This window comes from Massilia sp. NP310 (assembly GCF_019443485.1).
Lineage (GTDB): Bacteria > Pseudomonadota > Gammaproteobacteria > Burkholderiales > Burkholderiaceae_D > Telluria > Telluria timonae.
Map to the genome: position 1 here is coordinate 552,410 of NZ_CP080379.1, position 13,230 is coordinate 565,639.

Annotated in this window: 9 protein-coding genes and 4 tRNA genes; 4 read left to right on the forward strand and 9 right to left on the reverse strand. The window is 67.1% G+C overall.

The window, feature by feature from the left end; genetic code table 11:
• Positions 1–22 precede the first annotated feature (22 nt).
• The 3 genes from KY496_RS02575 to KY496_RS02585 all read right to left on the reverse strand — a co-directional run bounded on the left by KY496_RS02575 (position 23) and on the right by KY496_RS02585 (position 5,309).
• A complete protein-coding gene (locus KY496_RS02575; RefSeq protein ID WP_005669952.1) occupies positions 23–1,042 on the reverse strand; it encodes a diguanylate cyclase domain-containing protein in 1,020 nt (339 codons plus the stop codon).
• A gap of 198 nt (positions 1,043–1,240) precedes the next feature.
• Entirely contained in the window at positions 1,241–4,318 is a 3,078-nt protein-coding gene (locus KY496_RS02580) for an ATP-binding protein (RefSeq protein ID WP_083415513.1), read from the reverse strand.
• Between the two features lie 154 nt (positions 4,319–4,472).
• Positions 4,473–5,309 carry a response regulator gene (locus tag KY496_RS02585; protein WP_005669959.1) on the reverse strand — a complete coding sequence of 279 codons (837 nt, stop codon included), beginning with the start codon at positions 5,307–5,309 and terminating at the stop codon, positions 4,473–4,475.
• A gap of 377 nt (positions 5,310–5,686) precedes the next feature.
• On the opposite strand from KY496_RS02585, the gene KY496_RS02590 reads away from it, so the two are divergent.
• The 3 genes from KY496_RS02590 to KY496_RS02600 are packed head-to-tail and all read left to right on the forward strand — an operon-like array spanning position 5,687 to position 10,123.
• Positions 5,687–7,627, forward strand: a complete 1,941-nt coding sequence (locus KY496_RS02590) for a TonB-dependent siderophore receptor (RefSeq protein WP_184237756.1) — start codon at positions 5,687–5,689, stop codon at positions 7,625–7,627.
• A gap of 16 nt (positions 7,628–7,643) precedes the next feature.
• Complete coding sequence (locus tag KY496_RS02595; RefSeq protein ID WP_184237754.1) at positions 7,644–8,231, forward strand: YfiR family protein; 588 nt, start codon at positions 7,644–7,646, stop codon at positions 8,229–8,231.
• Positions 8,231–10,123: an ATP-binding protein gene (locus KY496_RS02600; RefSeq protein ID WP_219863732.1), complete on the forward strand. Its 1,893-nt coding sequence runs from the start codon at positions 8,231–8,233 to the stop codon at positions 10,121–10,123. Before KY496_RS02595 ends, KY496_RS02600 begins: the two co-directional genes overlap by 1 nt.
• A gap of 56 nt (positions 10,124–10,179) precedes the next feature.
• On the opposite strand, the gene KY496_RS02605 is transcribed toward KY496_RS02600, so the two are convergent.
• The 3 genes from KY496_RS02605 to KY496_RS02615 form a co-directional block, all read right to left on the reverse strand.
• Positions 10,180–10,728 (reverse strand): FxDxF family PEP-CTERM protein, encoded by a 549-nt coding sequence (locus KY496_RS02605; RefSeq protein ID WP_219863734.1) that lies wholly within the window; start codon positions 10,726–10,728, stop codon positions 10,180–10,182.
• 465 nt (positions 10,729–11,193) lie between these two features.
• A tRNA-Arg gene (locus KY496_RS02610) sits at positions 11,194–11,270 on the reverse strand.
• 123 nt (positions 11,271–11,393) lie between these two features.
• Positions 11,394–11,470 (reverse strand) — tRNA-Arg (locus KY496_RS02615).
• Positions 11,471–11,647: 177 nt separating this feature from the next.
• Between KY496_RS02615 and KY496_RS02620 the strand changes: the two genes are divergently transcribed.
• Entirely contained in the window at positions 11,648–12,142 is a 495-nt protein-coding gene (locus KY496_RS02620; protein ID WP_005669968.1) for a hypothetical protein, read from the forward strand.
• 20 nt (positions 12,143–12,162) lie between these two features.
• Here KY496_RS02620 and KY496_RS02625 read toward each other — a convergent pair.
• From KY496_RS02625 to KY496_RS02635, 3 genes are all read right to left on the reverse strand, one after another.
• Positions 12,163–12,239 (reverse strand) — tRNA-Arg (locus KY496_RS02625).
• A gap of 56 nt (positions 12,240–12,295) precedes the next feature.
• Complete coding sequence (locus KY496_RS02630; RefSeq protein ID WP_005669970.1) at positions 12,296–12,943, reverse strand: NUDIX hydrolase; 648 nt, start codon at positions 12,941–12,943, stop codon at positions 12,296–12,298.
• Positions 12,944–13,024: 81 nt separating this feature from the next.
• A tRNA-Arg gene (locus KY496_RS02635) sits at positions 13,025–13,101 on the reverse strand.
• Positions 13,102–13,230 lie beyond the last annotated feature (129 nt).

The following is a 13,230-nucleotide window of genomic DNA, read 5'->3' on the forward strand; positions in this document are numbered from 1 at the left end:
AACGAAAGAAGCAGCGCCCGCTTCAGCGGTGGTGGGTCGCCAGCTCGACCGGCGGGCTGGCCGGGGCGCTGGCCTGGCTCGGCGCCGCCGAGGTCTTGGCCGCCGCCTGGCGGTTCGCCGCCGGCGAGCAGAAACGGTTCTTGCCGGCGCGCTTGGCTTCGTACAGCGCGTAGTCGGCGATATTGATCAGCGCATCGACCGACTCGGCATCGTCCGGATAGATGCTGATGCCGATCGAGGTCGACAGCCGCAGCGTGAGATCGTTGATGAAGAAGGGCTCGGACAGCGCCTCGACCAGTTTCGAGGCCGGTCCCTGGGCGTCGGCCAGGCTGTGGATGTCGCCCAGCACGACCATGAATTCGTCGCCGCCGAGGCGCGCCACGGTGTCTTCCTTGCGCGAGCTCGACAGCAGGCGCTGGGACACCATCTTGAGGATCTCGTCGCCGTAGGCATGGCCGTAGGTGTCGTTGATCGCCTTGAAGCCATCCAGGTCGAGGTACATGACGGCCGCCTTGGCATGGCTGCGGTTGGCGTGCTGCAGCGCGGTCTCGATGCGGTCTTCGAGCAGGCGCCGGTTGGGCAGGCCGGTGAGGGCGTCGTGCAGGGCCAGTTCCTGTTGCGCCTTGGAGTATTGCGCCAATTCCTTGTACAGCAGCCGCACCTCGAGCATGTTGTGGATGCGCTTGTGCACTTCGAGCAGGTCGAAGGGCTTGCTGATGAAATCGCGGGCGCCGGCTTCGAGCGCGGCGATCTTGAAGCTCGGCTGGGCAGTCAGGGCCAGCACCGGCAGGTAACCGCCTTGCTCGATCTCCTTGAGCCCCTTCATCACCTGGAAGCCATTCAGGCCCGGCATCTGCAGGTCGAGCAGGATCAGGTCGTAGTTGTGCTCGCGGTGGAGCGGGCAGACCTGTTCCGGCAGCATGGTCGAGCTGACGCAAGCGTAGCCTTCTTCGCGCAATATCTCTTCCATCAGTTCGATATTGTCGGGCGAATCGTCCACTACCAGGATTTTCGCGTTCAAAATGTCTTGTCTGCTCGGCATGCTTTTCTCTTCTCTCGTATGGAGCGGATTCCCTTCTGGGTGGAATCGGGCTTGAACCCATCACTACTTAGTCTAGCAAACAGCTCAAAATTTCTTGTAGGACAGCGCCGCGTGCGTGGGTAGGAACATGAACGATCGGTGGACAACGGCTGCTCCTCATTGCCCCACTTTCATTGGCCATCCATCAGTGGCCAACGCTCAACGGCTGACCACGCGTCTTCCTCCATTGACCAGCGGCGCCGCGGGCGGCGCCATCACCATGCCGATCGCGGCCATCAGCTCGGTCTGCTCGACCGGTTTCGAGACATGGGCCGAAAAACCCGCCTCCAGCGCCTTGAGGCGGTCTTCGGAGCGGGCGAAGGCGGTCAGGGCGATGGCCGGCACCAGCCCGCCGGCGTCGCGCGGCAGCGCACGCACCCAGGACAGCAGTTCCAGGCCGTCGACCTCGGGCATGCCGAGGTCGCTGATCAGGAGGTCGGGCGGCGCGGCGCGCAGCAGCTCGAACGCTTCGCGCGCGCTGGCGGCCAGGCGCACGCTGGCCTGGCAATCGGCCAGGATGCGGGCGATCAGCTCGCGCGCATCGCGGTCGTCGTCGACCACCAGCACCGAGGTGCCGCGCAGGTCGCGCACCGCGGCCTCGGCCGCCTGTGCGTCGGCCTCCACGGCAGACGACGTCGCCGGCGGCGGCGCCGGCTGGCGCGGCGCGGCGCGGGCGGCATCGGCGCTGGCGGCGGGAGCGGCCTTGGCCAGCGGCAGCTCGATGGTGAAGCTGGCGCCCTGGCCGACCCCGGCGCTCTCCGCGCGCACCGTGCCGCCGTGTTGCTCGACCAGGTGCTTGACGATCGACAGGCCCAGGCCGAGGCCGCCGTGGCTGCGCGTCATCGAGGCGTCGGCCTGGCGGAAGCGCTCGAACACGTGGGTGATGAATTCGGGGCCGATGCCGGCGCCGTTGTCGCGGATCGTGATCGCCACCTGTTCGTCGCGCTGGCCGACCTCGATCGTGACCAGGCCGTCGCGCGGCGTGAACTTGATCGCGTTCGACAGCAGGTTCCAGATCACCTGCTGCAGCCGGCTCGGGTCGCCCGCCACCGCCGGCGTCTCGCTGCCGTAATGGCGCTCGATGCGGATGCCCTTGGCGTCGGCCGCCGGGCGCACGGTTTCGATGGCGGCGTCGATGAAGGCGGCCGGGGCCACGGTCTGCATGTCGAGCAGCACCTTGCCCGAGGTGATGCGGCTCATGTCGAGCAGGTCTTCGATCAGCTGGGCCTGGGCGCGCGCATTGCGCTCGATGGTCGACAGGCCGCGCTGCAGGTCGGCGCCGTCGCGGCTGCCGCGGCGCAGCACCTGCGACCAGCCGAGAATGGCCGACAAGGGCGTCCTCAGCTCGTGCGACAGGGTGGCCAGGAATTCGTCCTTCATCTGGCTGGTGCGCTCGGCCTCGGCGCGCGCCTCGCGCTCGTTCTCGAGCAGCACCTTGCGCTCTTCGGCGGCGCGGCTGGCGGCCTCCACCAGGCGGATATTGTCGACCGCGATCGCGGCCTGGGCCGCGATGCCGCTGACGATGCGCTCGCTGCGTTCGGTAAACACGCCGGGCTCGGGATGGCCGAAGAACATCGTGCCCAGCAGCTCGCCCGAGCGCGCCGTGACCGGCACCGACAGGTAGCTGCGCACCGGCGGATGGCCGGCGGGCAGGCCGAACTGCGGCGCCTTGGCGGCGTACTGTGGTGCGTTGCCGATGTCGCCCAGGTCGCCGATCCGCACCATGCCGTCGGCGCGCAAGCCCGGACCGAACAGCGCGCTGGCGCCCGGTTCGGCGAAGTCCTGGAACTCGGCCGAAGTGGCGCCCGACAGCGTGTACAGCGAGAACAGCGTGCCCGCGCCCTGTTCGCCATAGTGGAAGAAGGCGCCGAAACGGGCCCCGCAGACGCCGGCGGCGGCGTCGGTGGCGGCCTGCATCAGCGAGCGCAGGTCGCGCGTCGAAGCGAGGATGGCGCCGGTGCTGTTGAGCAGTTCGAGCACGTGCGATTCTTCGCGCAGCGCCTGCTCGGCGCGTTTGACCTGGTCGACATCGGTATTGGTGCCGAACCAGCGCACCACGCGGCCGTCGCGGTCGTGGACGGCCTCGACCCGGGTGAGGAACCAGCGGAAGTTGCCGTCGGCGCCGCGGATCGGGAATTCCATCTCGAACGGCGCGCCGGTGCGCACCGATTCGTCCCAATGCTCGAGCACGGCCGGCAGCACCGCCGGATCGTACACCGCTTTCCAGCCCCAGCCGGTGGATTCGCTCGGCGTGATGCCGGTGTATTCGTACCAGCGCTGGTTGAACCAGACGATGGCGCCGCTGGGGTCGGCCATCCAGGCCAGCTGCGGGATGGTGTTGGCCAGCGCCCGCAGTTCTTCTTCGCTCTGGCGCAGGTGGTCGTCGGCTTCGCGCCGGGCGCTGATGTCCTGGGCCATGCCGGTCATGCCCAGCACGGCGCCGCCCTGGGCCGCGCTGGCATGGTCGGGGCGGCCGACCAGGGCCACGCAGCGCGCGGCGGCCTGGTTCTCCAGGGCGCCGCCGGCGTGGCCGTCGAGCGGCAGCAGGCGGCATTCGAGGTCGAGGTCATTGCCTTGCGAAAAAGCCGCGAGCACCGCGCGCCGTACCCGCGGCCGGTCTTCCTGGACCAGGCGCGCGCGCAGCAGCGGCCACGCGAGCGCCACGCCCGCGGGCAGGCCGAGGATCTCGGCCGCGCGCGCGCCAAAGGTGACGCGGTCGCTGGCCGCGTCCCAGCGCCAGTCGCCCAGGCGGCCGGCCGCGATCGCGAGCTGCAGCCGGTTGTTGTTGTCGATCAGCGCTTGCTGGTCGAGCTTGCGCGCCGTGATGTCCTGGAAGTACAGGGTCAGGCCGTCGGGCGAGGGGTACACCCGCATGTCGAGCCAGCATTGCAGGCGGCGGTAGAAAAATTCCTTGTTGACGGTGATGCGCTGCTCCATCGCGCGCCGGCAGTCGGCGGCGACCGAGGTGCCGTGCAGGTCTTCGAACTCATCCCACAGCCGGCGCCCGACCAGGCTGTCGCGGCTCTTGTTGAGCGGCGCCACCATCTGCAGCGCGCGGCCGTTGATATACGTGATGTTCCAGTCGCGGTCGACCGCGCAAAAGCCGTCGGTGAGGCTTTCGAGCATGTTTTCCATGCGCTCGTTGGCGCGCTGCAGCTCTTGCCGGGTGGCTGCCAGGTCTTGCTCGGACACGTGGCAGGGAGTGCTGCTGCTGGATAGGTCGGAGGGAGTGTTCATGCCGGGGGTGCGGAACGCCCGAGACCGGGCAGGATGTGTTTCATTGTAGACCAGACAAGCGGGTCCGACACACACGCTTGATGCGCGCCTGGCGCCGGTCCGCGTTTCAAACGCGCTTCACGGCGTTTCCGTGCAGCGCTCCTTGCGGCGCTGTTCAGCCGGACTTGCCCGCCTGGCGCGCGACCTTCGACAGGGCGTCCTGCAACTGGTCGATCTCGTAGGGCTTCTGCAGCGACTGGTAAGGGAAGGACAGGTGGCGCAGCAGGGTGTCGCCGTAGCCGGAGGCAAAGATCACGCGCAGCGACGGATCGTCCGCGATCGCGCGGGTGGCGAGGTCGACGCCCGACATGCCGGGCAGGCTGACGTCGGAGAACAGCACGTCGTAGCGCTGGCGCGCGAGCAGGGCCAGGGCGTCGTCCGGATGGGCCACGCCGTCGGCCTCGTGGCCGAAGGCCTTGAGCATCTCGCACACCAGGTACTGCGAATCGACGTTGTCCTCGACCACCAGGATGCGCATGGCGCCGCCGCCGGCGTCTTCCTGCGCCGGCGCCTCGGTGGCCGGGGCCAGCGCCACCTGCACGCCGCGCACCGCGCCGGTCTCGTCGCGCAGCGGGGTCAGGCGCAGGTCGAAGCGCGACTCCTGGCTGCCGTCGAGACGGCGGAAGGTGAGCGGGGCGTCCTGCACTACGCCGGCTTCGCCGCGCCAGGCTGCCTCCAACGCCTTGCCGGCCGCCGCCAGCGGGGGCGGCAGCACCGGCGGCACCGAACCGCCGGGAACCCGGCCGTAGCCGGGGCCGGCCAGCAGCGCATACGCCTCGTTGAACACCGTGATCGTCTCGGTGCCCCAGACCAGCAGGGTGGGCAGCGGAGCGTTGAGCAGCAGGTCGCTGGCAAGCCGCAGCGGCAGGGGCCAGCGGGCGGCGTCGCCCAGCGCGGTCGCCGACCAGTCGTAGGATGCGGTGCTCCGGGCGGAAGTGTCGAGGTCGGGCATGGGCAAGCTAGTTGTAAAAACGAAAATATGGCCGGCATCGTACACCAAAAGCCTGTCGTTTGCTTCAACAAGCGTGCGCGGCGGCATAGCACGATTTGTAACTAACCAACGAATGAGCCGATTGCGGGGCTGTGAGGCCGCTATCGCGGCCCTGCAGCAGGCAAAAAAAAACCCGCTTCGTCGGAAGCGGGTTGAATCTATTTCCTAGGAGGAGAATAGAGGAGACAGGTGAATGATGCTGCATTGCGTCAAATCAGTCCAATTTATATTTCCAATACCAGTCATAGCCTCAATAAATATCCCGGGCGGATTGTCAAGTGCGCACTGTAGCGTGTGCGCACTTGGTGGGTGCGAGAAAATGTTCTACGATGGCAACTATGTCATCTTCTTCGTTGTTCGCTCGCGCCGGTATCGCGCTGCTGTCCTGCGCCTGCGCCGCGCAGGCACATGCACGGCCAGTCGACCCGCCGCCGGGCCAGGCCGTGGCGCTCGCCGACTATTCCCTTGAACAGCTCTCCGATATCGTGGTGACCTCGGTCTCGCGCCAGGACGAAGCGTTGGGTCGCGCGCCGGCCTCGGTCTACGTGATCCAGGGCGCCGAGATCGCCCGCTCCGGCGCCACCACCTTGCCCGAGGCGCTGCGCCTGGCGCCGAACCTGCAGGTGGCGCGCATCGGCGCCGGGTCGTATGCGATCAGCGCGCGCGGCTTCGTCTCGCCGCTGGCCAACAAGCTGCTGGTGATGGTCGATGGCCGCAGCGTGTATTCGCCGCTGTTTTCCGGCGTGTTCTGGGAAATGCAGGACGTGGCGCTGGAAGACGTGGACCGCATCGAGGTGGTCAGCGGCGCCGGCGGCACCGCCTGGGGCACGAATGCCGTCAACGGCGTCATCAACATCATTACCCGCAGCGCCGCCGAGACCCATGGCGGCCTGGCGACGGCGCATGCCGGCGCCGGCGAAAAGGGCGCCAGCGTGCGGTATGGCGGGCAGCTCGCCGGCGGCGCGCACTGGCGCGCCTATGCGCGCGGCATGGATGTCGAGGGGCTGGCGTTCGATGGGGGCGGGCCGGGCGCCGGCGGCATGCGGCGCCAGCAGGCGGGCTTTCGTCTCGACCGGGAAGCCGAGGCCCTTGATCTGACCTTCAGCGGCGACGTCCACGACGGCCGCCAGCGCGCCGGCGCCGACCAGGCGCGCACCGAGACCTCGGGCGCCAACCTGCTGGGGCGGGTCGAGCATCGGCTGGACGAGAACCAGAGCGTGCGCCTGCAGGCCTGGATCGACCATGCGCGGCGCGACCAGCAGGGCGTCGGCGCACAGCGCCTGGACACGGTCGACGTCGAGGCCCAGCACCTGCTGCGCCTGGATGGCCACAGCCTGGCCTGGGGCGGCGGCTATCGCTACAGCCGCGACCGGATCGACAACGGTCCCTTGCTGCGCTTCACGCCGGCGCGGCGCAGCCTGCGCTGGTCGCACCTGTTCGTCCAGGATGAATTCAAGCTGGCGCGCGACTTGCGCGCCAGCGCCGGCGTGCGCATCGAACACAATGTGTATACCGGCAGCGAGGTGCTGCCCAGCCTGCGCCTGGCATGGGACGTCGATGCGCGCTCGATGCTGTGGACGGCACTGTCGCGCACGGTGCGCGCGCCGTCGCGCCTCGACCGCGATTTCTACGTCGTCGACCCGCTCGACCCGAACGCCTATCTGGTCGGGGGTGGGGCGGACGTGGTGGCGGAAACGGCGCGCGTGGCCGAGCTGGGCTACCGTGCCCAGCCCACCCCCGCGCTGTCGTGGTCGGCCACCGTCTTCTATACGGATTTCGAGCGCCTGCGCACGCTGGAACGGGCGTCGGTGGGCGCCATTCCGCCGGCTGCCTACGTCCTGCAAAGCCTGGGCAAGGGCGCGCTGCGCGGCGTCGAGCTGTGGGCCAACTGGCAGGCCGCGCGCGGCTGGCGCCTGCATGCGGGAGCGGTGGTCCAGGACGTGGACGTCGGGCGCGAGCCTGCCAGTCGCGACAGTACCGGCCTGAGTTTTCTTGCTGGCAACGATCTGCGCATGACCTGGACCGTGCGCAGCGCGCACGACCTGGGGCCGCACCTGCGCGCCGATCTGGCGCTTCGTTACGTAGCGAGCATGCCGCAGGCGGCCCTGCCAAGCTATCATGAGCTCGACGCACGGTTGGCGTGGCAGGTGCGCCCCGATCTCGAGATCGCCCTTGTCGGGCGTAACCTGCTGCACCGACGCCACGCCGAATACGGCGCGGCCGGCAGCCGCCAGCTGATCGAGCGATCGGTGTTCGCCAGCGCGGCGCTGCGTTTTTGACTGGCCAATGGATTCCATGACAATCACTCAACCTGAAAGCCCGCAGCGCCGCCTGGCATGCCGGGCCCTGGCGCTGCCCCTGCTGCTGGCCGGCGTCGGCGCGCCCCTGCTGCCGCTGGCCGCGCAGGCCGCGGCGCCGGCGCTCGAGCGGCGCGTGAAGGCGGCTTTCCTGTATAAATTCCTCGGTTACGCCGAATTTCCGCCGCAGGCTTTCTCCGACGCCGCCACGCCCCTCACCCTGGGCGTGTTCGGCGCCGACGACATGGCGGCCGAGCTGACGCGGATCGCCACCGGGCGCATGGTGGCGGGACGCACGATCGCCGTGCGCGTGCTGCGCGAGCAAGACCTGGCCCAGCCGGTGCACCTGCTGTTCGTGGCCGGCCAGGACGGGGCGCGCACGGCGCGCCTGCTGCGCGCCTCGCCGGCCTGGCTGACCGTGACCGAATGCGAGGGCTGCCTGCAGCACGGCAGCGTGATCAATTTTACGATCGTCGATGAGCGCGTCCGTTTCGACGTCTCGCTCGATGCGGCGGAAAAGAAGAATGTGAAGCTCAGTTCGCGCCTGCTGACGGTCGCGAACCGCGTGCAGAAAGGAGCCTCCTGATGCCGATGCACGATACCGGCTCCGTCCGGAGCAAACTGATCCTGATGGCAGTGGCGACCACCGTGGTGGCCCTGCTCACCGCGGGCGTGGCGATGCTGCTGCTCGACCTGCGCACCTTCCAGCGCTACTGGATCGACGACCTCACCACCCAGGCCGACATCGTCGCCAGCGTGACCGCGCCCGCGGTCTCGTTCAACGATACGGCCGACGTCACCCAGAGCCTGACCCTGCTGCGCGTGCGTCCGCAGATCGTGGCGGCCGCGGTCTACACCGCGGGCGGCACCCGTTTCGCCACCTATGTGCGGCCCGACGTGCGCGCCCAGTTGCCGGAGCGGCCCGAGCCGGCCGGTTACCGCATCGAACGCGGCGAAGTCGTGCTGTACCGCGACATCGTCGAGAACGGCGAGCGGATCGGCACCGTCTACCTGCGTTCGCGCTATGGCGTGCTGGACCGGGCCCTGAGCTATGGCGCCATCCTCGGCGGCGTGCTGCTGGGCGCGCTGGTGATCGCGGCCCTGGTGGCTTCGCGCCTGCAGGCGTCGATCACGCGGCCGCTGGAGGCGGTGACCGACGTCGCGCGCCAGGTGATGCTGCGCCGCGACTTCTCGCTGCGCGTGCCGGGCAAGGAGAAAGGCGAGATCGGCGTGCTGGTCGAGGCCTTCAACGACATGCTGGCCGAGATCGGGCGCCGTTCGGACGCGCTGCAGGCGGCCAACCGCACGCTCGAACACGAGATGGAAGTGCGCCAGCGCGCCGAAGGCGCCCTGATCGTGGCCGACCGCCGCAAGGACGAATTCCTGGCCACCCTGGCGCACGAGCTGCGCAACCCGCTGGCGCCGATCCGCACCGGCCTCGACATCCTGCGCATCCGCAGCGGCGACGCCCAGGCCACCCAGCGCGCCACCGACATCATGGAACGCCAGCTGCGCCAGATGGTGCGCCTGGTGGACGACCTGCTGGACGTCTCGCGCATCAACACCGGCAAGTTCACCATCAAGATGGGCCGTGTCGAACTGAAGGCCGTCGTCAACGACGCGCTGGAAGTGGTGCGTTCGTATATCGAGCTGCACGGGCACGAGCTGGTGCTGGAGTTGCCGGACCGTCCGGTGTTCCTGCACGGCGACGCCACGCGCCTGGCCCAGATCCTGTCGAACCTGCTGAACAACGCCGCCAAGTACACCAACCGCGGCGGCAAGGTAATGCTCAAGGGCGCGGTGGAAGACAAGACCCTGGTGCTCGAAGTGGCCGACACCGGCATCGGCCTGGCGCCGGACATGCTCGATTCGGTGTTCGAGATGTTCGTGCAGGTCGATTCGACCCTGGAGCGCAGCAATGCCGGCCTGGGCGTGGGCCTGTCGCTGGCGCGCAAGCTGGTCGAGCTGCACGGCGGCACCATCACCGCCCACAGCGAAGGCCTGGGCCTGGGCAGCCGCTTCCTGGTGCGCCTGCCGATCGTGGTCGAGCCCGAGCCGCCGACCAAGCCGACCCCGGCCGCCTTCATCAGCACCGAGAGCTACCGCATCCTGCTGGCCGACGACAACGTCGACTTCGTCAACAGCATCGGCGCCTTGCTCACCGCGATGGGCCACAGCGTGGTGATCACCCACAACGGCCCGGACGCGCTGGCCGCGGCGGCGCGTTTCTGTCCTGACTACGCCTTCCTCGACATCGGCCTGCCGCACATGTCGGGCTACGACCTGGCGCGCGGCATCCGCAAGCTGCCGACCGGCGCCCTGACGGTGCTGATCGCGGTGACCGGCTGGGGCCAGGAAAAAGACCGCCAGCTGGCCTTCGAGGCCGGCTTCGGCCACCACATGGTCAAGCCGGTGCGCTTCGAGCAGATCGAGGAAATCCTGGGCACGCGCAGCGTCGTCAAGAAGTTGCGCACATAAAAAAAACGGAAGCGTGTGCAACGCTTCCGTTCGTGCTGCTGCAGATTGGCAGGGCGTCAGCCCTGCTTCGCCCGGCGGCGGTGGGCCAGGAAACCCAGCACGCCCAGGCCGCCCAGCATCATCCCGTAGGTGCCCGGCTCGGGCACCGGCGCCAGCGCCACCGCGCCGCCGAAGCTGGCGCCGTCGGCCGACAACAGTTCGCCGCTCACCTGCAGGTAATAGTCGCCGGCCCCCAGGTTGTCGCTGGCGAGGGTCCACAGGTCGACCGCGCCGGCCTGCACTTCTTCGCCCGCGCTGATGAGCACGTCATCGGCGCCGTACAGGGCCAGGCCGGTAATGTCCAGGCCGACGTCGCCGCTGCGGCTGCTCGAGGCGACCACGGCGTCGAGATTGTGGCCGATCGTGCTCGCGATCGTGAAGGTGAACTGGTCGGCGAAGGTGTTGCCCTGGTTGTCGGCGTCGAAGGTGTCGCCGAAGTAGGCGGTCAGATCGACCAGGTCCAGGGCTTGCGGCGAGTCTCCGATGACGTCCTGCGCCATCACGGCGGAAGAACCGAACGACGACGCGCCAGCCAGCACCATTGCAGCAATGAGAGATCGTTTCATGTCTTTCCTCGCAAAAGGTCAGCCGCGAAATCTGCCGCGACATCAGCCGCAACCCGCAGCCATGGTTTCAAGAAGGGGAACTTCATGCTAACAAAAGAGCAAAGAAAAGCATCCCCCTGCGCTATGTGGCTTATGGAGCAGGAAATGTGTGCTCGAGGCTAACTATTTTCTGGGGAGATAGCTATCGGATAACGTGTCATAGGAGAGCGTCGCTATCTGGCGTTGTAGAGCAGAAAATCACGTGGGTTTGCTCAACCTATGTAGGGCAGGTCTTACAAGAACTGCGGTGATGATCCGGCGCAGAGGCCGTTGACACCCGACGCAGGGTCCTGAACAGGGCGAAAGGGATGAGCGACAATGGCGCGTGTGAACTTATGCTCAAACGACTGAGCGCGCGAGAATGAAATGCAGGCAGAAAAGAAAAATGGCTCAGAATTTCTTCTGAGCCATTCTCTTTGAAACAGTTGGTGCGGCTGGCAGGAATCGAACCCACGACCCCTTGGTTCGTAGCCAAGTACTCTATCCAGCTGAGCTACAGCCGCCCGAGGCACGCATTATAACGGCAATCAGCCAGAACGCCAAGCAAGGATTCTGCATTGCAGAAACCGTGTTCAGCAAAGAAAAATGGCTCAGAATCTCTTCTGAGCCATTCTCTGTGAAACGGTTGGTGCGGCTGGCAGGAATCGAACCCACGACCCCTTGGTTCGTAGCCAAGTACTCTATCCAGCTGAGCTACAGCCGCCCGGGGCACGCATTATAGCGGCATGTGGCAAGTTCGCCAAGCGGCTGTTGGCGCCGGGCAAGCCGGGCGCTGTGCGCCGGATCGGCCGGCGCCAGGCCTTGCTTGCCTGTCAGCATGTGAATACACTGGCAGGCACGGTTCGATCATGCGCCATGCGCGCAGTCTGGAGCTATTCACATGCGACTCGTCTTTACCAAGGGCGCCGGGAAGTTCGACCGGATGACCATCGTGCGCCCGGGGCGCCCGCCAGAGCAGGTCGACTGCCCAAAGCAAGGAATCATTCCGCACGATATGGTGCATTACGCCGTGGAGCATACCTTGGCCGTGCGCGGATTTCTCGCCAGGGTGGGCGAGGGAGAGGCGGCCAGCTTCGGGATGCAGGGCGAGCCATGCAGCGACGCGGTCGAGCGTCTGGTGGAAGTCTTCCAGGGCGACCAGTGGTCCGGCGGCGATGCCCCCGCAACGGATCTCATCGACCTGTACCGGGTCACATGCCATGCGAGATCGTGCCCCATGCTCGATATCGACGCGGCGGCCATCGATGCGGTGCGCTGCGCGCTCGCCGAGCTGACTGCAAGGTGGGCGGCGGTGCCGGTCGGTGGTCATCTCGAGGTCGGCTTCGCGCAGGCGTTTGGCGAGCCGGAAAGAAAAATGGCTCAGAATTTCTTCTGAGCCATTCTCTTTGAAACAGTTGGTGCGGCTGGCAGGAATCGAACCCACGACCCCTTGGTTCGTAGCCAAGTACTCTATCCAGCTGAGCTACAGCCGCCCGAGGCACGCATTATAGCGATGCTTGTTCGTCTTGGCAAAGGGTTATCGGGAAATTTATTTCGTAAGTGATCGGGTCAGTGCGTCGATGACCGCCCGATCGTTCGGATTGCACAACAGGGAAGGAAGATCCGCCTGCGGAATCAGGTGCACGGCCTGGCTTTCCCACCCCATCAGCGCCGGGTTGCCGCCGATCCGGCGCGCCAGGTAATAGCGGGTATGGGTCAGCGTGCGCGCGGAGTCGATCAGGTGAGCCAGGATTTCCACGCGCAGCCCCGATTCCTCGAACGCTTCCCGAATCGCCGTCGCTTGCAGGTTGATGCCGGGATCGACCCGGCCCTTGGGAAAGGTCGCGTCATAGCCGCCGAAGCGGTTCGACGGCGACACCGCCCAGACGCGCCCATCGTCTTCCACGATGACGACGCCGGCCGCGGGGGATTTCGATGGCGCTGGTTCGAAGGCCGGTTCGGCGATGTCGGCCTGGCCCGCAACGTCGGCCCAGTCGGCCTGCGTGGCCGGCACGTCCAGCCATGGCGCGAAGGGCAGGCCATTGAGCGCCGGGGGCAGGGCGCCGAGGGGAATCACGGTGGCGACCCGGGCAGGGTCGTGCCAGGTGCCGGGCGCGCTCGGCTGCGAAGGCCGGGCAATCAGCACTGGCTTGCCGTGCTCGTCAGGCTGGGGATGATGGACGGCGGCGTCGTTCATGGGACGGTGGCGGCTGAAATGATCGTGCGGGCCAAAAGCAATAAGGGCACTTCTTGCGAAGCGCCCTTATCTGAAGAAGGTTGGTGCGGCTGGCAGGAATCGAACCCACGACCCCTTGGTTCGTAGCCAAGTACTCTATCCAGCTGAGCTACAGCCGCCCAATGCAGGCATTATAGCGGGAGGCGGGCGTCTTGGCAAAGGTTCATTGCCGAACTGTTAGCGCAAAGTAGTAATGTCCCCTCTCCGCTAAGTAGAAATGTCCCCTAGGATGCCCTGAAGGGGGACGG

Bases quoted from the DNA above. Each gene is read 5' to 3' on its own strand.
- KY496_RS02580 (WP_083415513.1), bottom strand. From the start codon at position 4,318: ATGAACACTCCCTCCGACCTATCCAGCAGCAGCACTCCCTGCCACGTG.
- KY496_RS02585 (WP_005669959.1), bottom strand. From the start codon at position 5,309: ATGCCCGACCTCGACACTTCCGCCCGGAGCACCGCATCCTACGACTGG.
- KY496_RS02590 (WP_184237756.1), top strand. From the start codon at position 5,687: ATGTCATCTTCTTCGTTGTTCGCTCGCGCCGGTATCGCGCTGCTGTCC.
- KY496_RS02575 (WP_005669952.1), bottom strand. From the start codon at position 1,042: ATGCCGAGCAGACAAGACATTTTGAACGCGAAAATCCTGGTAGTGGAC.
- KY496_RS02630 (WP_005669970.1), bottom strand. From the start codon at position 12,943: ATGAACGACGCCGCCGTCCATCATCCCCAGCCTGACGAGCACGGCAAG.
- KY496_RS02600 (WP_219863732.1), top strand. From the start codon at position 8,231: ATGCCGATGCACGATACCGGCTCCGTCCGGAGCAAACTGATCCTGATG.
- KY496_RS02620 (WP_005669968.1), top strand. From the start codon at position 11,648: ATGCGACTCGTCTTTACCAAGGGCGCCGGGAAGTTCGACCGGATGACC.
- KY496_RS02595 (WP_184237754.1), top strand. From the start codon at position 7,644: ATGACAATCACTCAACCTGAAAGCCCGCAGCGCCGCCTGGCATGCCGG.
- KY496_RS02605 (WP_219863734.1), bottom strand. From the start codon at position 10,728: ATGAAACGATCTCTCATTGCTGCAATGGTGCTGGCTGGCGCGTCGTCG.